The organism is Streptomyces sp. HUAS MG91 (genome assembly GCF_040529335.1).
In the GTDB taxonomy this organism is placed as follows: Bacteria; Actinomycetota; Actinomycetes; order Streptomycetales; family Streptomycetaceae; genus Streptomyces; species Streptomyces tabacisoli.
The window spans coordinates 7,405,986-7,425,659 of sequence record NZ_CP159534.1 but is presented as its reverse complement, the minus strand read 5'-3'; the positions used below and the strand labels follow the sequence as shown (position 1 = coordinate 7,425,659).

The following is a 19,674-nucleotide window of genomic DNA, read 5'->3' as shown; positions in this document are numbered from 1 at the left end:
CCGGTGACCTCGAGGGCGGGTCAGGGGCATCCCCGGTCGGTGACCGGGGCAGTACACATCCGGCGGACGGCCGTGCCATCGCGGCGCGGGAGTCGCTCCGCCGTCGCTCCTTCGCGCGTTCGGGTTCTCGGGATTCCAGGGATACGTCTCTCGAAGGAGAACTCCGTGACCACCAGGACCGCAGCCGCGGCAGCACGGGCCACCGTGTACGGCTACCCCCGTCAGGGACGGGACCGCGAGCTCAAGAAGGCGATCGAGGGCTACTGGAAGGGCCGGGTCACCGCCGACGTCCTCCGGGCCACCGCCGCCGGACTGCGCCGGGAGAACTGGCGGGCGCTCGCCGCCGCCGGGATCACCGAAGTCCCCACCGGCGACTTCTCCCTCTACGACCACGTCCTCGACACCACCGTCATGGTCGGCGCGATCCCCGAGCGCCACCGCGCCGCCGTGGACGCCGACGCGCTGGACGGCCTGTTCGCCATGGCGCGCGGCACGCAGGACGTGGCGCCGCTGGAGATGACCAAGTGGTTCGACACCAACTACCACTATCTGGTGCCCGAGTTGGGGCCGGACACGGTCTTCTCCGCCGACTCCGCCCGGCAGGTCGCGGAGCTGACGGAAGCCCTCGCCCTGGGGCTGTCCCCCCGCCCGGTCCTCGTCGGCCCGGTCACCTATCTCCTCCTCGCCAAGCCCGCGCCCGGCGTCGACACCGGCTTCGACCCGCTCACCCTCCTCGACCGGCTGCTCCCGGTGTACGCGGAAGTCCTCGCCGACCTGCGCGCCGCCGGAGCCGAGTGGGTGCAGCTGGACGAGCCGGCCCTGGTCCAGGACCGCACTCCGGCCGACCTCGGCGCCGCCGAGCGCGCCTACCGGACCCTCGGTGCCCTCACGGACCGGCCCCAGCTGCTGGTCGCCTCCTACTTCGACCGGCTCGGCGACGCCCTTCCGGTCCTGGCGAGGACCCCGGTCGACGGTCTCACCCTGGACTTCACCGGCGGCGCGGCCGCCAACCTGGAGGCGCTCGCCGCGGTCGGCGGCCTGCCCGGCAAGCGCCTGGTCGCCGGTGTCGTCGACGGCCGCAACATCTGGATCAACGACCTGGAGAGGTCCCTCGCCACGCTCGGCACCCTCCTGGGCCTCGCCGACCGGGTCGACGTCGCCGCCTCCTGCTCGCTCCTGCACGTCCCGCTGGACACGTCCGCGGAGCGTGACATCGAACCGCAGATCCTGCGCTGGCTCGCCTTCGCCAGGCAGAAGACCGCCGAGATCGTGACGCTCGCCAAGGGCCTGGCCCGGGGCACCCACACGATCACCGCGGAACTCTCCGCCAACAAGGCCGACCTCGCCTCCCGCGCCACCTCCCCCCTCACCCGCGACCCCGCGGTAGGCGCTCGCTGCGAAGCCGTGACGGACGCGGACGGGCGGCGCTCCCAGCCGTACCCGGCGCGGGCCGCCGCCCAGCGTGCCCATCTGGGCCTGCCGCTGCTGCCGACGACCACGATCGGCTCGTTCCCGCAGACCACCGAACTGCGCACGGCCCGTGCCGACTTGAGGGCGGGGCGGATCGACACCGCGGGCTACGAGGAGCGCATCAGGACCGAGATCCGGGACGTCGTCTCCTTCCAGGAGAAGGCCGGGATCGACGTCCTGGTGCACGGCGAGCCCGAACGCAACGACATGGTCCAGTACTTCGCCGAGCAGCTCACCGGCTACCTCGCCACGCGGCACGGCTGGGTGCAGTCCTACGGCACCCGCTACGTCCGGCCGCCGGTCCTGGCCGGGGACGTCTCCCGTCCCGGGCCGATGACGGTGCGCTGGACGTCGTACGCCCAGTCGCTGTCCGACCGCCCGGTCAAGGGCATGCTCACCGGTCCCGTGACGATGCTCGCCTGGTCCTTCGTCCGCGACGACCAGCCGCTCGGCGACACCGCGCGCCAGGTCGCCCTCGCCCTGCGCGACGAGGTCGACGACCTGGAGGCGAACGGCACCTCGGTCATCCAGGTCGACGAGCCCGCGCTGCGCGAGACCCTGCCGCTGCGCGCCGCCGACCGTGCCGCCTACCTGGACTGGGCGACGGAGGCGTTCCGGCTCGCCACCGCCGGGGTGCGCCCGGGCACCCAGATCCACACGCACATGTGCTACGCCGAGTTCGGGGACATCGTGCAGGCGATCGACGATCTCGACGCCGACGTGATCAGCCTGGAGGCGGCGCGCTCGCACATGCAGGTCGCCCGCGAACTCGCCGCGCACGGCTACCCGCGCGAGGCCGGTCCCGGTGTCTACGACATCCACTCCCCGCGCGTGCCGAGCGCGGACGAGATGGCCGGGCTGCTGCGTACGGGACTCGAGGCGATTCCCGCCGAGCGGCTGTGGGTCAACCCGGACTGCGGCCTGAAGACCCGCGGCCGGCCCGAGACCCGCTCCTCGCTGGAGAACCTGGTCGCAGCCGCGCGGACCGTGCGCGGGGAGCTCGGTCCGGCCTGATCCGGCACGGTGTCGGGGATCCGGCAGAACCCGGAAGTCGCGCCCTGACTGCGGGCGGACTTGGTTGAGTTCAGGAAAAGCCGCAGGTCAGTTACGTTACGATGGGCGTCGCTCCACGGTCGGCCGGACGCCGGACGAACACCCAACCGTCCGAGGCAATCCGAAAGGACACGAACGGTGTACTGCCCCTTCTGCAGGCTCCCCGACAGCCGCGTCATCGACAGCCGGTCGACCGATGACGGCACATCGATCCGCCGACGCCGCCAGTGCGCCCACTGCCAGCGCCGTTTCACCACGCTGGAGACGTACTCGCTCCTCGTGGTCAAGCGCAGCGGGGTGACCGAGCCGTTCAGCCGTACGAAGATCGTCAGCAGTGTCCGCAAGGCGTGCCAGGGCCGTCCCATCACGGAGGACATGCTCGACCGGCTCGGCCAGCAGGTGGAGGAGAACCTGCGGGCCGCCGGCAGCGCCCAGCTGAGCACGCACGACGTGGGGCTGGCCGTGCTGGAACCGCTCAGCGAGCTGGACCCGGTGGCCTACATGCGCTTCGCCTCCGTCTACCGCGCCTTCGAGTCCCTCACGGACTTCGAGAACGCCATCGCGGAACTGCGGGCCAAGTGCGGGCAGGCAGTGGACTGATCGCAAGGGCCCACGGACCGGGCGGACTTCACGGGGCCGGCGTCGGAGATCTTCCGGCGCCGGCCTCGTACGTGTCACAGGGCCGGGCCCGCGCCTCGCGTCCGGCGGTCAGGCGGGGTCGGAGGGGGCGGACGGCTGCGCCGGCCCGTCCGTGTTCCGCAGCAGATAGGTGTCCATGATCCAGCCGTGCCGCGCACGCGCCTCGGACCGCACCTGCCGGATGCGGTCGCGGACCTCGTCCAGCGGGCCGGCGACCAGCAGCTCGTCCGGGGTTCCCAGGTAGGCGCCCCAGTAGATCCACAGACCCTCGCCCTCGACCTGGGTGAACGACTCGCCGCCGTCGAGCATGACGACGATGTCCCCGTCGTCGCGTCGGCCGACCTCGGGCAGGCGGCGCGCCGGGGTGATGTGCACGGGGCGGCCCACCTGGTTGAGCGGGATGCGGTGGCGCGCGGCGAGCGTGGACACGCTGGTGATGCCGGGGACCACCTCGACGGCCGCGGAGACCCGGCCGCGGGTCTCGATGTCGGCGAGGATGCCGAGGGTGCTGTCGTAGAGCGACGGGTCGCCCCACACGAGGAACGCGCCGGTCTGGCCCGGCGCCAGCTCGTCCAGCATCAGCCGCTCGAAGAGGTCGCCGCGCCGGGCCCGCCAGTCCTCGATGGTGGACGTGTAGGCGGAGCGGTCCATGGGGCGGCGGTTCCGGCTCGGGTCCTCGACCTCCACCACGCGGTACGGGGCCTCGGCGTGCTCCTCCAGCATCTGGTGGCGCAGATCCGTGAGCGCGGACTTGTCGGCACCCTTGCCGACGACGAAGAAGACGTCGGCCCGCCGGATGGCCTTCACGGCCTGAAGGGTGAGGTGGTCGGGGTCACCGGCGCCGATCCCGATGACGAGGATCGTGCGCTGCTCCGTGCCCTGCGTGTTCTGCGTGCCCATGACGGACAGTCTCGCAGTTCACGGCACGCGTCCCCGCCGCGGGCCCCTTGTTCGGGCTCCGCCCGGCGGCTCCCCTCGGCGCCCAGGGGGGAACGGGCCGGATGCTAGATTCGCCCGGCCGATTCCCGGGTCCACCGATCACCGACGCCCCGCCCGTCGCCGAAGCCCGTCCCCCGGAAGGAACGTGTCGTGAGCCGTCGCGTCTGGTTCGTCTCTCCCGCCCTGAACGCCTCGCTGCGCGAGGCCCGGTTCGACGACGGGGCCGCGCTGGACGCCGCCGGCCGGGCGGCCGCCGTCGCCGCGGCCCCCGCGCTGCCGGCGCCCAACCTGGCCGTCGTGTCCGGGAGCCGGCGCTGCCGGGAGACCGCCGGGCTGCTGGGGCTCGGCCCGGTCGCCGCGCCGGACGAGCTGGCCGCTCCGGACACGGGGGCCTGGCGCGGCCGGACCCTGGCCGAGGTGAGCGGGGAGTCGCCGCAGGACGTGGGCCGGTGGCTCGGGGATCCGGAGTTCCGCGCCGGGGGCGGGGAGTCGGTGGCCGACGTGTGCGGGCGGGTGTCGCGGTGGCTGGACGCGCTCGACGGCGACGGACTCGTCATCGGCGTCGTGGAGCCCGAGCTGGCGCGGGCCGCCGTGGTGCACGCTCTGGGCGCGCCCCTGTCGGCGTACTGGCGCTGCGACGTGGCACCGCTGACCGTCACCGAGCTGAGCGGCCGCGGCGGCCGCTGGAACGTGCGCTGCGGCCGGCCTCTCGCCGAGGCGCCGGCCCGGTGACGGCACAGGTGCACCGGTGAACGCGAGAGGGCCCGCGGACGGTTCCGCGGGCCCTCTCGTTCCGGCTCGGTCCCACTGCTCGACCGGCCGGTTCAGTGCGCTGCCGGGACCGCCTGGCGGGCCGCGGCGGGCCTGGGGTTGAGCAGGCGCTCGGCCAACTCGCCGAAGAGCAGCCCGAATCCGGTCCACAGCGTGATCTGGATGGCGAGGGCCGAGAGCCGGAAGCGCCAGAGCACGGCGGCCGGGAAGTGCTCGGGCACCTCGTTGATCACGGGCAGGAACTGGAAGGCCAGGCCGATGACCACGGCGAAGGCGAGGACGGCGACGACGGTGGCCCACCAGGTGCCGAGGCGTGGCGCGAGCCGCTTGCCGAGGATGGTCGCCGCGACCGCGAGCAGGACGCTGAGCACCATCATCAGGAAGTACAGGGTGGTCCGCTTGCCGATGGTGTCGGGGTTGCCGACGGCGGGCGGATTGGCCGGGTACTTCAGGAACGGTACGACGTAGACGGCCAGCAGCGCGCAACCCGACAGGAGCAGGGCGGTCGCGCGGGGGCCGAAGCGGCCCACGCGGCCGAGCGCGAAGCAGTAGGCGAGTGCGGCGATGCCGCCGAAGGCGACGCCGTAGACGAGGACACCGGTGGCGAGACCGGCGGTGGACTGCAGGCCGCGGGAGACGAGTTCGACCTCGTCGCCGTGCGAGTGCCCGGCGTGGGACTCCTCGAAGCCGATGGCCTTGTCGACCAGCGGCTCACCGAGCCAGTAGGAGATGACGAGGGCGAGCACGCCGGCCGCGAGACCGGCGAGCATCCCCCGCACGAGCAGGTTGCGTACGGTGGTGGAGTTCATGGGAGCGCGACGTTCCTCCGCCTTCTCAGTGGCAGGGGAAGCCGAGCAGGTGGCGGGCGTCGTGCACCCACTCGTGGACGCCCGCTCCGCTGAACACCGAGGTGGCACCCTGTTCGGCGCCGACGAAGTACAGCAGGACGAGCATCAGGATGCCGAAGAACGCCGCCCAGGGGGCGATGGCCTTCAACGGCAGCTTGGCCGGTATGACAGGGGTGGTGGCGGTCGGCTGGGCGACGTGCTGCGCCATGGCAGGGCCTCCTTCGGGAGTTCGCGTCCCGTCTCGGTGGTGCACATGGACGACCGTCACGGGTCTGACTCACCGGGCGCGCGAGGCGTCCGTATCACAGTGGCGCGACCGTGCCGGGTTCTCACCGGCTTCCGTCGACCGTCGTCGCTAACGGCACGAGATTACCGTCTGTCGCGTTCATGGCCAAGGAGGCCTGCCCCGCGACGGGCGGGGCCCGCCCGTCGCGGGGCACCGAATTCATCGATCGCGCCTTTCCAGCCAACTTGCCGCGTCCGTCTGGCCGGAAACGGCCTCTGGGCGGGACCGGGTCGCGCCATCGACACCCCGTACCCCCTGGGGGTGTCCACGACCCCCGTCACCGACCCGCGTCGCCGACTTTTGTCAACGCACCGTCTAAATCCGCGCATTGGTCCAGGTGGCACAGCCGGGCGACGCGGCCGGGGCCGGTCCGACGGGTGTCCGCGCGCGGACGAGCCCGCGAATTCCAGCCCCCAAAGGCCGGTTTCCGCGCGGAATCTGAGGGTCAATCACGGTGATAGCATCCCGGCATCCGCGATCTTGATCCACTCGTCCCGCGCGCCTCCTTGCGATGTGCCCCCGTGTGTGCATCGTCGGTCGGGTGACGCTCTTGGGCCGTGTCGCGGGCCCTGACGAAGTGCATCTGTCGCCATGCGCCGAGAAAGGTTTCCATGACACGAGACGCACTGGTGTGGTGCCTGGTTGTGATAGCGGCGATATCCGTCGCCGCCGTCGTGGCACTCACCATCCGCAGTAGAGCGCTCGCGGCGAAGAAGCAGCGGTCAGAAGCCGATCTGCGTCAGCAGGTGAGCACTCTGGAACGTCAACTCCATGGCTCGTCTGCCGAGTTGCAGAGAATCTGGACCGAGCGCGAGAGCGCCATCCTCGCCGCGAAGGAAGATGCCGAGGAGAACACCAAGGCGGTCCTCAAGGGCGCCGCCAGCTTCCTGCAGAGCCTCGCGGCCGAGCAGACCACCCTGCTGCACGGCGTGCAGCAGCGGTACGGAGGACACGCCGTCCTCAGCGACCTCCTGGACGTGAACCACTCCAACGCCCAGATGGCCCGCAAGGCCCAGGGCATCGCCGTGATGTGCGGCGCGCCCCTCGGCCGGCGCAACAGGCCGGCCAGCGTCTACGACGTGGTGCGCAGCGCCCAGGGCCAGATCCGCAACTTCAGCCGGGTCGCGATCATGCAGCAGACCGGACTCGCGCTGAAGGCGTCCGCGGTCGCGCCCGTCGCCCTCGCGGTGGCCGAACTCCTCGACAACGCGGCGAGCTTCTCGCAGCAGGACGCACCGATCGAGGTGACCTTCCAGCGCATCCAGAACAACCTGTGCATCGTCATCGACGACGCGGGCGTCAGCATGAGCGACGAGGACCGGCAGCGCGCGACCGCGCTGCTCTCCGGTGACGACGTTCCCCGCCTGTCGCAGCTGGGCACGCAGCCCAAGTTCGGCTTCCCCGTCATCGGTCTGATCGCCCGCCAGTACGGCTTCAAGGTGGATGTCACCGGAGTCTCCCGGTACGGCGGTGTCCGCGCCGTCGTGCTGCTGCCCGAGGAGCTGTGGACCATGGAGGAGACGCCGCCGAGGGCCGACGCGCCCGTCAGCCCGATCCGTCAGGCCGCCCCGGCGCAGCCGCCCGTCGAGCGGCCCGAGCCCCCGGCGCCGACGCGGGCCGAGCCCCCCAAGCGCACGGTGCACGGCCTGCCGAAGCGGGGCGAGCGCCAGTCCCCCATCGCGAGCGTGCCCGACGCGTCGCCCCGGCGGCCCGCGTTCGGGGCCTCCGAGGGAGGGCCGCGTGCCTCGGGCCGCAGCCTGGGCGCCCTCCAGCGGGGCACCCTCTCGGCCCGCAAGATCGACACCCCGTCCGCCGAAGGGTCTGAAGACGAATGACGCCAGACCTGTCCTGGATGCTCCAGGACATCGTGCAGAACGTGCCCCTGGCGCGGCACGCCGTCCTGCTGTCCGCCGACGGTCTTCCCCGCGGTGCGACGGAGGGGCTGGACCCGAAGGACGTCGACACCATCTCGGCCGCCATGGCGGGCATGCAGTCCCTCAGCCGGGCCACCGCGCACTTCGCCGGTTCGGCGAAGGAAGGGGAGTGGAGCCAGACGGTCATCGAGTTCGACCACGGCTGGATCTTCCTGATCGGTGCCGGGCAGGGCGCCTATCTCGCCGCCGCGGCCGAGCCCGACGTCGACATGCAGCAGATCTCCTTCCGCATGCACCGGCTGGTGGCCCGCCTGGGCAACAACCTCACCTCGCCGCCCCGCGTCCCGACGGACGAGTACGGGGCGTCGGGCTCCGGCGCCGCGGACCGGCCCGGGGCCACCGGCGGGTCGGGGTTCGTGCTGCCCGAGCTGGACCGGGCGGTCGCGGAGGTACGCGGCGCCCGGCACGCCGTCCTGCTGGGCGGGGACGGACTGCCGCGCGGGGCGACCTCCGCGATGAGCCGGGACCTGGCGGACACCATCTCCGCCGCCATGACCGGCATCCACGCCTACAGCCGGGTGACGTCCCAGTTCGCGGGCGCCGTCGAGAACGCGACGTGGCGGCAGACAGTCATCGAGTTCTCGCACGGATGGATCTTCCTGATCGCCGCCGGCGACGGGGCCTTCCTCGCCGCGTCGGCCGAACACGACTGCGACATCGAGGAGTTCACCACCCGCCTGCACCAGGCGGTACCGGAACTGACCGCGCACTCCGCACCCGGAGGGAGAGTCGGCGATGTCTGAGGAGCCCGACGAGGGACTGGAACTCACCTCTCCCTTAGTACCGCTCTTCGTGATCACGAACGGGCGTGCCCTGCCGCCGGATCACCAGTACGCGCACACCGCGCTGGTGACGGCCGCCCGCGACGCCGACACCGCCGCGCGCGCCCTGTCCCCCGAGGCGCGCACGGTCCTGGACCTGGTGGCCAACGGGTTCCTGTCCGTGGCCGAGGTGGCCGGACACACCCATCTGCCGCTGGGCATCGTCCGCATCCTGCTGGCGCAGCTGGAGGAGGGTGGCCTGATCCTCGTCCGCAAGCCCATCCCCAGTGCCGAAAGGGTCGACAGGGAGCTGGTCAGCGCCGTCCTCGACGGCCTGCGGAAGAAGCGATTCGGAGCGTAACTTGTACTTGGATCCAGACGTCTCGCACGCAGTGAAGATCCTCATCGTGGGGCACTTCGGGGTCGGGAAGACCACCTGCATCGGCGCCCTCTCCGAGATCGAGCCGCTGCGGACCGAGGAGGAGATCACCGAGGCCAGTGTCGGCTTCGACGACCTCTCGGGCACGCCGAACAAGACGACCACGACCGTGGCCATGGACTTCGGCCGGCTCAGCCTCAGTGACAGTCTCGTCCTCTATCTGTTCGGCACCCCCGGGCAGGAGCGCTTCAAGGAGATGTGGGAGGAGCTGTCGCGCGGCGCGCTGGGCGCGCTCGTCCTCGTCGACCCCGAGCGCCTCGAGGAGTCGTTCCCGGTCCTCGACCTGGTGGAACGGTTCGGCCTGACGTACGCGATCGGCGTCAACCGGTTCGACGGCACCGCCGACTACCCCCTCGAAGAAGTGCACGAGGCGCTGAATCTGTCTCCGGACACCCCGGTCGTCGGCTGCGACGTGCGCGACGAGGAGTCCGCCGGGCAGGCACTCATCACCCTGGTGGAGCACCTGATGACCCTGCTCGCCTAGGGCCTGTCCGCACACTCCCCCGCCGCCCGGAGGGCGGCCGCGCGGCGTCCGGTGCGTGCTCTGCCGCGTACCGGACGCCGCGCGGCGGCGGGGAGTTCGACGACAGGCGCCGGGCGCCGTCCCGACCCCGCTCACCCGCACCGACAAGAGATCGCCACCCACGCGCGGCCGAGGCCGCCGGCCAGGCCCCTAGGAGCACGGAATGCAACAGCCCACTGAGTCCTCGCACATACCGCCGGGCTGCCCCGCGCACGAGAACGTCCGGCTCTACGGATCCGCGTTCGGCGCGGACCCCGACGGCCACTACGCGCACCTGCGCGCGGCCGGGCCCAGCGCGCCGGTGGACATCGCCCCGGACGTCGAGGTCGAGCTGGTCACCAGCTACGACGCGGCCCTGTACATCCTGCAGAACCCGGCGTCCTTCGTGCGTGACTCGCGGCGCTGGAACGCGCTGAACGAGGGGCGCGTCCCGGCCGACAGCCCGGCCCTGCCGATGATGGGCTACCGTCCGAACGCGCTGTTCAGCGACGGCGCCGCGCACGCCCGGCTGCGCCAGGTCGTGACCGAGAGCCTCGCGACGGTCGACGAGCGCCAGATCGTCCGCCTGACGCAGCAGTCCGCCGACTACCTGATCGGCCGCTTCAGCGCCGACCCCAGCGGCCAGGCGGAGCTGATGGCGTCCTACGCCCAGCCGCTGCCGCTGCTGGTCTTCAGCCAGCTGTTCGGCTGCCCGCCCGAGCTCGGCGACCGGGTGATCGCCGGGATCAGCGGCATCTTCGAGGGCACTCCGGGTGCCGACGAGATCCTCGGCGGCGCGCTCGCCGAGCTGATCGCCCTCAAGCACCGCAGCCCCGGACTGGATCTGACGACGCGTCTGATGCAGCACCCGGCCCAGCTGAGCGACGAGGAGGTGCTGCACCAGCTCGTGACCCTGCTGTCCGGCGGTACGGCGCCCCTGGCGGCCACCATCGGCACCAGCACCGCGCTGTACCTGGGCGAGGAGTGGCAGGCCGGGCTGCCGGTCGAGAGCGCCGTCTCCCACACGCTGTGGAACTACGCGCCGATCGCCAACTACGCGGCCCACTACCCGACGCACGACGTCGAGCTGGGCAACCGGGTCATCCGCGCGAACGACCCGGTGCTGATCTCCTTCGCCGGGGCCAACACCGACCCCAAGCTGAACGTCCACCGCGAACAGCTCAGCGCGAAGGCCCACTTGGGCTTCGGCGCCGGCCCGCACGCCTGCCCGGCCAAGGACCCGGCGTTCATGATCGCGGTCACGGCCGTGGAGTCGCTGCTCAAGCGGCTGCCGGACGTCGAACTGCGCCAGCCCTTCTCGACCCTGGCCTGGGTGCCCTCGCCGTGGAGCCGGTCGCTGGTGACGCTCCCCGTCCGGTTCACCTCGCGGGCCGTTCCGTTCGCCCTCGGCGACTCCGGCCAGGCGTCGTCCGGCATCGGCGCGGCGACCGCTCCCGCGGACGCCTACGTCACGCAGGGCGGCCAGACCACGGCCGGTTCCGCTCCGGCCCGCCAGGCGCAGCCGCAGCGCAAGGGGGGACTTTTCAGCCGCTTCGTGGCGTGGACGAGAGGCGAGTGATCTAAGTAACCCTGTGAGGACAGTGGGTTATTGGATGCTTGAACGATCATGTGGGTATTCATGGCGGCTGAAGCTCAGAAAGGAGCTACCGCCATGGGAGTTGTCTCCACCCGGCCGTACGACCGCCGGGCCGCGGTCTCACTGTTCTCCCGACTGCGGACCGCCGCGGGACAGGCCGACCCCTTCCCCTTCTACGCAGAACTCGCTGCCCGGGGCGGCGTCAGTCCCGCCCCGTGGGGCGGCTCACTCGTCACCGGCTTCGACCTGTGCGACCGGATACTGAGAAGTCGCGAGTGGATCGAACCGGACGCGAGCTGGCGAGAACGCCAGGGGGCCGGTACGCGCTGGAACGCCCCCTCCTCGCGGGAGATGGGCAGGACCCTGCCCGCGCTCAACCCTCCCGACCACACCCGGGTCCGCCGGGCCGCCGGCGGGTTCGACCGCACCACCATCCAGGACATGGGCCGGATGCTCGACCAGGTGACCGTCCGGCTCCTCGACGACCTGACCGAGCAACTGCGGGAGGGCGAGGCCGACTTCGCCACCCTGGTCAGCGAGGAGCTGCCGGTCGCCACCATCGGGCACTGGCTCGGCCTGCCCGCCGCGGACTGGCCGCGGCTGCGCGACCTGACCCACGAGCAGGTCTTCACGCAGGAACTGCTGCCCTCCGCGACCCAGTTGGCCAGGTCGGACGCGGCCACGGCCGAACTGCGGGCCTACTTCGTCGAGCTGGTCCGCAGCAGACGGGCCCGGCCCGGCGACGACCCCGTGTCCCGGTGGATACAGGCGTGGGACGCCGTGGAACCGGACCGCGACGAGGCCGACGAACAGGTCTACCTGCTGGCCTTGTTCGTCGTCCTGGCGGCGCTGGAGACCACGTCGACCCTGCTGACCATGACCGCGCTCCGGCTCGTCGAACGGCCGGAACGGTGGAACCTGATCGCCTCCTGCCCCGATCTCGTCCCCGCATTCGTCGAGGAGACGCTCCGCTACGACCCGCCGACCCATGTCATCAGCCGGGTCGCCGCCCGGGACACGGTGCTCGAAGGGACCGAGATCCGCCGGGACGAGATGGTGCACCTCATGGTGGCGGCGGCCCACCGCGATCCGGCGCGCCACCACGACCCCGATCTCTTCGACCCGCTGCGCAAACCCGCCCACCTCGCCTTCAGCGGGGGCATCCACTACTGCCTCGGTGCCCCCCTGGCCCGGCTGGAGGCCCAGACCCTGCTCCGCCATCTGACCCAGCGCCTTCCCCGCCTGACGCTGGTCCGCCCTCCCGCCTGGGCGCCCCGAGTGGCGTTCCGGCGCCCGCTGAATCTGGACGTTGCCCCCGCATGACAGAACAGAATCGATTCCTCTCGATGCCCTCCCCCAAAGCGATACGCGTCGAGCAGGACGGCCCGGTGCTCCATGTCCGCCTCGCCCCCGAGGGGCAGGACCCCACGCTGGGCGTCGCCGTCGTCGACGAACTCATCGGAGTGCTGGACGATCTCCACGAGAGACCCGACATCCGCGTCCTGGTGCTCTCCTCGCTGGGCGAGGACTTCTGCCTGGGCGCGGACCGCACCGAGTTCCAGGCCGCCATGGAGCAGGACCCGAGCGGCGCCGCCCTGCGCCGCATCGTGGACAGGGCCCACCGGCTGTGCCAGGCGCTGGAGACCACGCACGCGATCACCATCGCCCGGCTCCACGGCAAGGTCGTCGGAGCCGGTCTCGCGCTGGCCTCGTACTGCGACCTGCGCGCGGGCGCGGACACCTGCCGGTTCCGCATGCCGGAGGTGGGCCTCGGTCTGCCTCCCGCGTGGGGCGGGGCCATGGGCCGCCTGATCTCCGAGGGCGGCGCCGCGAGGATCCGCGAACTCATGCTCACCTGCGACACGTTCGACGCCGCCACCGCGCACCGGATCTCGCTCCTGCACAAGGTGGCCCCGGCCGACGAACTGGACCGCACGGTCGCCGCATGGACCCGGCCGCTCGCCAGACGCTCACCGGAAGCCCTGATCATGACGAAACGCATGCTGGCCGGCTACTCCCGGGCCGACCGCACCGCCGACATCACCCTGCTCGACGCACACCTGCTCACCGCCCAGGTGGTACGCGCCCACTGACGCCCCAGGCCGTTCCGCCGCATCCCGCCCCGGACCGTACCGGGGCGGCACGCGGCCCCGAACCGCGCGCCCCCTCCGGCGCCGAGGTGGCCATGGGTTCGACCGGCGCGGTGCGCGCCGCTACGGCGAACTCGCCTTCGAGGTCGAGTGCTGACCCACCGGGACCCGCTCAGCGCCGGACCGGTCGGCTCCTCGCTGCCGCGTAGAGGCCCGCTCCCACCGCGTACCAGAGCAGGTCCGGCGGGTTGAACGTCGCCCCGAGGAGCGGTTGCAGGATCGCCGGGATCCCGGCGATCTGCGAGAACTCCACCGCCCAGCTGAACGCGAGGCCGATGCCGGCGACCACACCGGCTCGCAGCCGAGGCGCCGTCAGAGCCACGACGTGACACACCAGCACGGTGTAGAGGGCGTCCCCGGCGTACTTGGCGAAGGCGCCGTCGGTCCAGGCCCGGACGGCGAGACCGGCCGCGACGGTCACCACCGCTCCCCCGAGTGCTCCCCGTCGCGTGTGCACGGGAGAGACCCTATGCCACCTCCCCGATGCCCTCGCCCGCCGGTGACGCGCCTCTTCCGGAGCAACGAGGGGAATCCCCGACGGCGGCGAGGCGTTGGGCTGGGCATGGCTGATTCCGAGGCGCACGACGACGTACTGCTCCAACTCGCCGCCGACATCAAGGAAGGCATCCTGGTCACTCTCAAACGCGACGGCCGCCCGCAGTTGTCCAACGTGTGGCACGTCTACGACCCCGCCGCCCGCACCATCCGCGTCTCCGTCACCGAGGACCGGGCCAAGACGAAGAACCTGCGTCGCGATCCCCGGGCCGGCTATCACGTCACCAGCCAGGACCGGTGGGCCTGGACCGTCGTCGAGGGCACCGCCGAGCTGACGCCCGTCGCCACGGACCCGTACGACGAGACGGTCGAGGCCCTGATCGCCCTCTACCGCGACCGCAACGGCGAGCACGAGGACTGGGACGACTACCGCCGCGCGATGGTCCGCGACAGGCGGGTCCTCGTCACCCTGCACGTGGAGCGCGCGTACGGTCAGCCCGCGCGCTGAGCCCCTACGTCTCCTGTCGCTCCCGCCGCGCCACGGCCAGCCCCGCCGCGCCGACGAGCAGCAGCACCACGATCGTGCCCAGGGTGAACGTCTCGAACGTGGGGCGGGAGACGCCCCAGGCGTCCTGGAAGTCGTAGTCGATACCGAAGAGGGACTCCAGGACGCCGGGGAACAGCGCGGCCCAGGAGCCGACCAGGATCCAGGCGTAGACGAGCACCGCGCACACGACGAACCCCCGGTTGCCGAACGGGACGCGGTAGGGCCGGGGCACCTCGGGGCGGCGCAGGCGCAGGAAGAGCAGGGCGGGGACGATCGCCAGGTAGGACAGCAGCAGCGTGGTGACCGCCACCGTGAGGACCACGCCGAAGACCGCGCCGGTGTCACCGTGCACCAACCGCATCGCGGTCAGCATGAAGACGGTGGCCACCGCGCCGGAGAGCAGATTGGTGCGGACCGGTGTGCCCAGCCGGGGGTGGAAGGCGCCGAGCCCCCGGGCGAAGAAGCCGCCGTCCGCCGCCGCCATCGCCTGCATGCGGTCGCTGACGATCATCCAGGCGCTGCCCTGCGTGAGGAGAGCGAAGACGAACATGACGGCGGTGCAGGTGAGCAACGGGCCGGCCGCGCCGCCGTACACGCCGAAGACGAGGCGGACCCCCTCCATGAAGCCGCCGATTCCGGTGACCTTGTCGGCGGGGACGACGGCGAGGAGGGCCACGACCGGGAGCAGGTAGCAGGCGGCCGCGATGGTGGCGGAGCGGCCGAGAGCGGCGGGTACGTCGCGCTGCGGATCGTGCATCTCCTCACCGGCCGCGTTCGGCGCCTCGAAGCCCACGTAGGCGAAGAGCAGGATGGGGACGAGCCCGAGGAAGCCGGCCGTCGTCGGGGTGAACCGCGCCTCCGACAGGCCCTGGAAGCCGTGTTCGGCTCCGTAGAGGATCGCGGTGACGGTGAACAGGGTCAGGGAGAGGACCTTCACGACCGCGCCGACCGTGGTGATCCATTTGCCGCGGCTGAGCGAGACGATCGCGGTGAGGATGGCGATCCACACGAAGAGGAGCTTGAAGGCGTAGTCGCCGACGGTGCCGGAGCCCAGGTGGAAGACGAAGCCGTCCCAGGTCTCGGCGGCGAGGAAGACCAGGGAACCGCCCAGCCAGATCGGGTTGGTGACCCAGTAGAAGAGGGTGGTGAGCGCGGCCGCCGGCCGGCCGAAGGCGAGCTTCACCCAGACGTACGGGCCGCCTTCCTGCGGGAACGCGGCGCCGGTCTCGGCGAACAGCAGCGCGTAGGGGACGAGGAAGAACAGGGCGATCGCGGCCGTCCAGGTGGCGGCCTCGCCGCCGCCGGTGGCGATCTGGCCGACGGTGTCGAACGAGATCACCGCGGCCACGGCCATGGCGGTGATGTCGAAGCGCCGCAGGCTGCGGCGCAGCCCCGAGGAGGCGGTCTCGGTCTGTGGGTCGGCGGTGGTGAGCTTGGTGGACACGGGCAGTTCCTTGGGCAGGAGTCGGGGACTGCGAGCAGTGGCGTGCGGGCGCGTTGCGGGGGGTTCCGTGTCGGACGGGGTGGGGCCCGGCGGGTGCCGGGCCCCGGCCGTCGGAGCAGGTGTCTCAGGCCGGGCGGATCTCGCCGGTCGGCTCGGTGCGGGCCAGGACGCCGCGCAGGGCGGACGCCACCTCCTTGGCCTCGGTGTCCGTCATGATCAGCGGGGGCGACAGGACCAGGCTGTGGGCGGAGTCGCGGACGATGACGCCGGTCTCGCGGCGGATGACGTCGTGCGGCATCCGGTCGGGGTTCAGCGGGAGCGGGGCGCGGGTGTCCCGGTCGGCGACGAGTTCCACGGCGAGCATCATGCCGACGGAGCGGATCTCGCCGACGATCGGCAGATCGCCGAGCTGTGCCTCGAGTTCGGCGTGCAGGGTCGCGCCGATGGTCTTCGCGCGGGCCAGCAGGCCCTCCTTCTCGATGATGTCGAGGTTGGCGAGGGCGACGGCGGTGGCGACGGGGTGGCCGTTGTACGTGTAGCCCATCGGGAAGCCGTGGTCGCGCAGCAGCACCTCGGCGACGTGGTCGCCGACGAGCAGGGCGCCCAGCGGTACGTAGCCGGAGGTGATGCCCTTCGCGGTGACGATGATGTCCGGGGTGACGCCGAAGTACTGGGCGCCGAACCACTCCCCCATCCGTCCGTACGCGGTGACGACCTCGTCGAAGACGAGCAGGATGCCGTGCCGGTCGAGGACCTCGCGCACGCGCGGCCAGTAGTCGGCCGGCGGGACGAGCATGCCGCCGACGCCCATGATGGGCTCGCCGATCATCGCCGCGATGTTGCCGGGGCCGATCTCGGCGATGCGCTCCTCCAGTTCCCGGATCAGGAAGTCCGTGGGGTCCTGGCCGCCGTACAGCTCGGTGCGGTAGGGCCACGGCGGGGTGAGGTGCGAGACGTGCGGCATCATCGGCGCGAATCCCTCGTGGTACAGCGGGAATCCGGTGGCCGAGCCGCCGCCGTAGCCGATGCCGTGGTAGGCCTTGCTGCGCGCCAGGATCCAGGTGCGGTCCGTGTCGCCGCGGCGGTGGTGGTAGTAGCGGGCCATCTTGATCGCGGCCTCGTTGCCCTCCGAGCCGCCGGAGGTGAAGTACACGTGGTTGAGCGGGTCGGGGGCGAGCGCGGCGAGGCGGGTGGCGAGTTCGATCGCGCGGTCGTTGGAGAACTCCCAGAAGCTGGTGAAGTACTCCAGCCTGCTCATCTGCTCGTGGGCCACGTCGGCCAGCTCGGCGCGGCCGTGTCCGACCTGGGCGAGCCAGAGGCCGCCGGTGGCGTCGAGGTAGCCCCGGCCCTCGGAGTCGGTCAGCCGGCAGCCCGATCCCTCGGTCATGACGACACGCTCGGTGGCGCTGCCGGGCAGGTAGGGGTGGATGATGTGCGCGCGGTCCCGGCGGGCGAGGTCTGCGGCGTCGAGGGTCATGGTGCTGCCTTCCGTGGTCGGTGACGTGCTGTTCCTGAGGGTCCGGCCGGTCAGCCGTAGGTGATCCAGGTGGTCTTCAGGCCCGTGTACTTGTCGAAGGAGTGCAGGGAGAGGTCGCGTCCGTGGCCGGACTGCTTGAAGCCGCCGAAGGGCGTGAACGGGCTGAGCGCGTCGACGGTGTTGACCGAGACGGTGCCGGCGTGGAGGGCGTCGGCGACGCGGTGGGCGCGGCCGACGTCCCGCGTCCACACGGACGCGGCGAGCCCGTACGCGGAGTCGTTGGCCAGACGCACGGCCTCCGCCTCGTCGCGGAAGGGCAGGACGGTGAGGACCGGCCCGAACAACTCCTCGCGCACGAGCGGGGAGTCGGCGCCCAGGCCGGTGACGACGGTCGGGTCGACGAAGGCGCCCTCGCGGTCGGGGCGGGTGCCGCCGCAGACGAGCGTGCCGCCCGAGGCGCGCACCGCGGCGAGCACCCGCTCGGCCTGCGCCTCGTCGACCAGCGGGCCGAGCCGGGTGGCGGGGTCGAGCGGGTCGCCGGGCACCCAGGTGCGGGCGTGCGCGGCGACGCGGGCGGTGAACTCCTCGGCGACGGAGGCCTCGACGAGCAGGCGGGTGTTGGCGGAGCACACCTGTCCGGCGTTGTAGGCGAAGCCCCAGGCGGCGCGCTCCGCGGCGGCGTCGAGGTCGGCGTCGGCGAAGACCACGTTCGGGCTCTTGCCGCCCGCCTCGGGCCACACCTGCTTCATGTTCGACTCGGCCGAGTAGGCGAGGAAGCGTTTGGCCACGGCGGTGGAGCCGGTGAACACGAGGGTGTCGACGCCGGGGTGCAGCCCCAGCGCGCGACCGGTCGTCCCGCCGGGCCCCGGCACCACGTTCAGGACGCCGTCGGGCAGCCCCGCCTCGGCGGCCAGTTCGGCCAGGCGCAGGGCCGAGAGCGGTGACTGCTCGGCCGGCTTGAGGACGACGCTGTTGCCGGCGGCGAGGGCGGGCGCGAGCTTCCAGCTCGCGATGTCGAGCGGGAAGTTCCACGGCACCACCGCGCCGACGACGCCGAGCGGCGCGCGCCGCACGAGGGCGAGGTTCCCCGGCGGGGCGGGCGCCACCTCGTCGTAGAGCTTGTCGACGGCCTCGGCGTACCAGGCGAAGACACCGGCGGCGCCGGGCACGTCGGTGCCGTGGGACTCGGCGATGGGCTTGCCCATGTCGAGGGTGTCGCAGAGGGCGAGCTCCTCGCCGTGTACGTCGATCAGCCGGGCCAGCTCCAGCAGGACGCGCTTGCGTTCGGCCGGTGCGGCGCGCGACCAGCGGCCGTCGTCGAAGGAGGTGCGGGCGGCGGACACCGCGAGGTCGACATCGGCGGCGGTGGCGACAGCCACGTCCGCGGTGGTCTTCCCGGTGGCGGGGTCGACGGTGGCGAGCGTGCCGCCCTCGGCCGGTTCGGTCCATCGTCCGTCGATGAAGAGGCGGGTGCGCGGGGCGAGTTCGGCGGCACGCTGCCGCCAGTGCGAATGCGTCGGCATGGGGGACCTTCGGTTGCGTACGGCGCGCGGCCGTACGGAAGTCGTCCGGGCCGCGTCCTTGCGGAGTCGGCTCTCCTGACCCAGTTCTTTGATGCTGGATTCAAACAATGCGTCAGAGGTACGTCAATGCTCTGAACGGGATCCGCTTGATTTAACTGAACGACGTAACAGAGAATTAACCGCATGGGGAAACTGGGCAGACCGAAGAACCAGACGGCGCGGCGCGAGGCGCTCGTGGACGCGGCGGGCCGGGCCATCGCGGAGCGGGGCCTGGAGGGCCTGCGCATCAAGGACATCGCGGCGGAGGCCGGCATGTCCGCGGGGTCGGTCCTCTACTACTACCCGGAGCTGGACGAGCTGGTGATCGAGGTGCACCGGGGCGCGGTCGAGAGGTTCCTGGCGGCACGGCACGCGGTCACCGACGAGGTGGCCGACCCGGTGGAGCGGCTGCGGGCGCTGATCGCCTCCGGGCTGCCGTCGGCCCCGGACGACGCCACGCACGGGCTGCTCTACGAACTGCACGGCAGGGCCGACCGCAGCGCCGGGCACGCGGCCCTGATGGCGTCCCTGTTCTCCAGCGAGGTGGGCCTCTACACGACCGTGCTCGAAGTGGGCGCCGCGACGGGGGTGTTCACCCTGACCGGGCCCGTCGGCGACCTGGCCAGGAATCTGGTGGCGCTGGAGGACGGCTACGGCCTGCACATCGTGAGCCGCAACGCCGGGCTGACCCGGGCGGAGGCCCAGCGCCTGATCCGGGTCCAGGCGCGGGCGGTGACGGGCTGCGTCGGGCTGTGACGGC

General features: G+C 72.0%; 19 protein-coding genes and 1 riboswitch. Of the genes, 12 read left to right on the top strand and 7 right to left on the bottom strand.

The features are described from left to right. Positions 1-165 precede the first annotated feature (165 nt). Together metE and nrdR are read left to right on the top strand one after the other, a co-directional pair. Positions 166-2,484, top strand: a complete 2,319-nt coding sequence (gene metE, locus ABII15_RS33520; RefSeq protein ID WP_353946033.1) for a 5-methyltetrahydropteroyltriglutamate--homocysteine S-methyltransferase — start codon at positions 166-168, stop codon at positions 2,482-2,484. A gap of 177 nt (positions 2,485-2,661) precedes the next feature. Continuing rightward, positions 2,662-3,123: a transcriptional regulator NrdR gene (gene nrdR, locus ABII15_RS33515; protein WP_111661253.1), complete on the top strand. Its 462-nt coding sequence runs from the start codon at positions 2,662-2,664 to the stop codon at positions 3,121-3,123. Between the two features lie 108 nt (positions 3,124-3,231). Here the strand turns inward: nrdR and cobF are convergent, their stop codons facing one another. Continuing rightward, on the bottom strand, positions 3,232-4,062 hold the full coding sequence (gene cobF / locus ABII15_RS33510) for a precorrin-6A synthase (deacetylating) (RefSeq protein ID WP_353946032.1): 831 nt from the start codon (positions 4,060-4,062) through the stop codon (positions 3,232-3,234). A gap of 189 nt (positions 4,063-4,251) precedes the next feature. Here cobF and ABII15_RS33505 point away from each other — a divergent pair, with 189 nt between their 5' ends. Further along, complete coding sequence (locus tag ABII15_RS33505) at positions 4,252-4,833, top strand: histidine phosphatase family protein (RefSeq protein ID WP_353946031.1); 582 nt, start codon at positions 4,252-4,254, stop codon at positions 4,831-4,833. 92 nt (positions 4,834-4,925) lie between these two features. Here the strand turns inward: ABII15_RS33505 and ABII15_RS33500 are convergent, their stop codons facing one another. Beyond that, positions 4,926-5,681: a CbtA family protein gene (locus ABII15_RS33500; protein WP_353946030.1), complete on the bottom strand. Its 756-nt coding sequence runs from the start codon at positions 5,679-5,681 to the stop codon at positions 4,926-4,928. A gap of 25 nt (positions 5,682-5,706) precedes the next feature. Then, positions 5,707-5,928 carry a CbtB-domain containing protein gene (locus ABII15_RS33495; RefSeq protein WP_351447021.1) on the bottom strand — a complete coding sequence of 74 codons (222 nt, stop codon included), beginning with the start codon at positions 5,926-5,928 and terminating at the stop codon, positions 5,707-5,709. Positions 5,929-5,967: 39 nt separating this feature from the next. Next, positions 5,968-6,104: riboswitch (cobalamin riboswitch) on the bottom strand. Between the two features lie 513 nt (positions 6,105-6,617). On the opposite strand from ABII15_RS33495, the gene ABII15_RS33490 reads away from it, so the two are divergent. The 7 genes from ABII15_RS33490 to ABII15_RS33460 all read left to right on the top strand — a co-directional run bounded on the left by ABII15_RS33490 (position 6,618) and on the right by ABII15_RS33460 (position 13,332). After that, complete coding sequence (locus ABII15_RS33490; protein ID WP_353946029.1) at positions 6,618-7,841, top strand: ATP-binding protein; 1,224 nt, start codon at positions 6,618-6,620, stop codon at positions 7,839-7,841. Beyond that, positions 7,838-8,683 (top strand): roadblock/LC7 domain-containing protein, encoded by an 846-nt coding sequence (locus ABII15_RS33485; protein ID WP_353946028.1) that lies wholly within the window; start codon positions 7,838-7,840, stop codon positions 8,681-8,683. Before ABII15_RS33490 ends, ABII15_RS33485 begins: the two co-directional genes overlap by 4 nt. Then, positions 8,676-9,062, top strand: coding sequence for a DUF742 domain-containing protein (locus ABII15_RS33480; RefSeq protein ID WP_353946027.1), 387 nt, complete (start codon positions 8,676-8,678; stop codon positions 9,060-9,062). The genes ABII15_RS33485 and ABII15_RS33480 overlap by 8 nt, the downstream gene beginning before the upstream one ends. 1 nt (position 9,063) lies before the next feature. After that, entirely contained in the window at positions 9,064-9,624 is a 561-nt protein-coding gene (locus ABII15_RS33475; protein ID WP_353946026.1) for an ATP/GTP-binding protein, read from the top strand. Positions 9,625-9,826: 202 nt separating this feature from the next. Further along, a complete protein-coding gene (locus tag ABII15_RS33470) occupies positions 9,827-11,221 on the top strand; it encodes a cytochrome P450 (protein ID WP_353946025.1) in 1,395 nt (464 codons plus the stop codon). Between the two features lie 93 nt (positions 11,222-11,314). After that, the gene (locus tag ABII15_RS33465; RefSeq protein WP_353946024.1) at positions 11,315-12,562 is read left to right on the top strand and encodes a cytochrome P450; all 1,248 of its coding nucleotides are present in this window, start codon (positions 11,315-11,317) and stop codon (positions 12,560-12,562) included. A gap of 23 nt (positions 12,563-12,585) precedes the next feature. Next, positions 12,586-13,332, top strand: a complete 747-nt coding sequence (locus tag ABII15_RS33460) for an enoyl-CoA hydratase/isomerase family protein (RefSeq protein WP_353946023.1) — start codon at positions 12,586-12,588, stop codon at positions 13,330-13,332. Positions 13,333-13,501: 169 nt separating this feature from the next. On the opposite strand, the gene ABII15_RS33455 is transcribed toward ABII15_RS33460, so the two are convergent. Next, a complete protein-coding gene (locus tag ABII15_RS33455) occupies positions 13,502-13,846 on the bottom strand; it encodes a DUF2809 domain-containing protein (RefSeq protein ID WP_353946022.1) in 345 nt (114 codons plus the stop codon). Between the two features lie 105 nt (positions 13,847-13,951). Between ABII15_RS33455 and ABII15_RS33450 the strand changes: the two genes are divergently transcribed. Then, entirely contained in the window at positions 13,952-14,392 is a 441-nt protein-coding gene (locus tag ABII15_RS33450) for a PPOX class F420-dependent oxidoreductase (protein WP_353946021.1), read from the top strand. Positions 14,393-14,396: 4 nt separating this feature from the next. On the opposite strand, the gene ABII15_RS33445 is transcribed toward ABII15_RS33450, so the two are convergent. The 3 genes from ABII15_RS33445 to ABII15_RS33435 form a co-directional block, all read right to left on the bottom strand. Further along, on the bottom strand, positions 14,397-15,875 hold the full coding sequence (locus ABII15_RS33445; RefSeq protein ID WP_353946020.1) for an APC family permease: 1,479 nt from the start codon (positions 15,873-15,875) through the stop codon (positions 14,397-14,399). A 124-nt stretch (positions 15,876-15,999) separates the two neighbouring features. Continuing rightward, positions 16,000-17,352, bottom strand: coding sequence for an aspartate aminotransferase family protein (locus ABII15_RS33440; RefSeq protein WP_353946019.1), 1,353 nt, complete (start codon positions 17,350-17,352; stop codon positions 16,000-16,002). Between the two features lie 50 nt (positions 17,353-17,402). After that, entirely contained in the window at positions 17,403-18,875 is a 1,473-nt protein-coding gene (locus ABII15_RS33435) for an aldehyde dehydrogenase (protein ID WP_353946018.1), read from the bottom strand. 183 nt (positions 18,876-19,058) lie between these two features. On the opposite strand from ABII15_RS33435, the gene ABII15_RS33430 reads away from it, so the two are divergent. After that, positions 19,059-19,670, top strand: coding sequence for a TetR family transcriptional regulator (locus ABII15_RS33430; RefSeq protein ID WP_353946017.1), 612 nt, complete (start codon positions 19,059-19,061; stop codon positions 19,668-19,670). Positions 19,671-19,674 lie beyond the last annotated feature (4 nt).

Coding starts and splice junctions, on each gene's coding strand:
- ABII15_RS33500 (WP_353946030.1), bottom strand. CDS start 5,681: ATGAACTCCACCACCGTACGCAACCTGCTCGTGCGGGGGATGCTCGCC.
- ABII15_RS33470 (WP_353946025.1), top strand. CDS start 9,827: ATGCAACAGCCCACTGAGTCCTCGCACATACCGCCGGGCTGCCCCGCG.
- cobF (WP_353946032.1), bottom strand. CDS start 4,062: ATGGGCACGCAGAACACGCAGGGCACGGAGCAGCGCACGATCCTCGTC.
- ABII15_RS33430 (WP_353946017.1), top strand. CDS start 19,059: ATGGGGAAACTGGGCAGACCGAAGAACCAGACGGCGCGGCGCGAGGCG.
- ABII15_RS33460 (WP_353946023.1), top strand. CDS start 12,586: ATGCCCTCCCCCAAAGCGATACGCGTCGAGCAGGACGGCCCGGTGCTC.
- ABII15_RS33450 (WP_353946021.1), top strand. CDS start 13,952: ATGGCTGATTCCGAGGCGCACGACGACGTACTGCTCCAACTCGCCGCC.
- ABII15_RS33485 (WP_353946028.1), top strand. CDS start 7,838: ATGACGCCAGACCTGTCCTGGATGCTCCAGGACATCGTGCAGAACGTG.
- ABII15_RS33495 (WP_351447021.1), bottom strand. CDS start 5,928: ATGGCGCAGCACGTCGCCCAGCCGACCGCCACCACCCCTGTCATACCG.
- ABII15_RS33440 (WP_353946019.1), bottom strand. CDS start 17,352: ATGACCCTCGACGCCGCAGACCTCGCCCGCCGGGACCGCGCGCACATC.
- ABII15_RS33490 (WP_353946029.1), top strand. CDS start 6,618: ATGACACGAGACGCACTGGTGTGGTGCCTGGTTGTGATAGCGGCGATA.
- ABII15_RS33435 (WP_353946018.1), bottom strand. CDS start 18,875: ATGCCGACGCATTCGCACTGGCGGCAGCGTGCCGCCGAACTCGCCCCG.
- ABII15_RS33465 (WP_353946024.1), top strand. CDS start 11,315: ATGGGAGTTGTCTCCACCCGGCCGTACGACCGCCGGGCCGCGGTCTCA.
- ABII15_RS33480 (WP_353946027.1), top strand. CDS start 8,676: ATGTCTGAGGAGCCCGACGAGGGACTGGAACTCACCTCTCCCTTAGTA.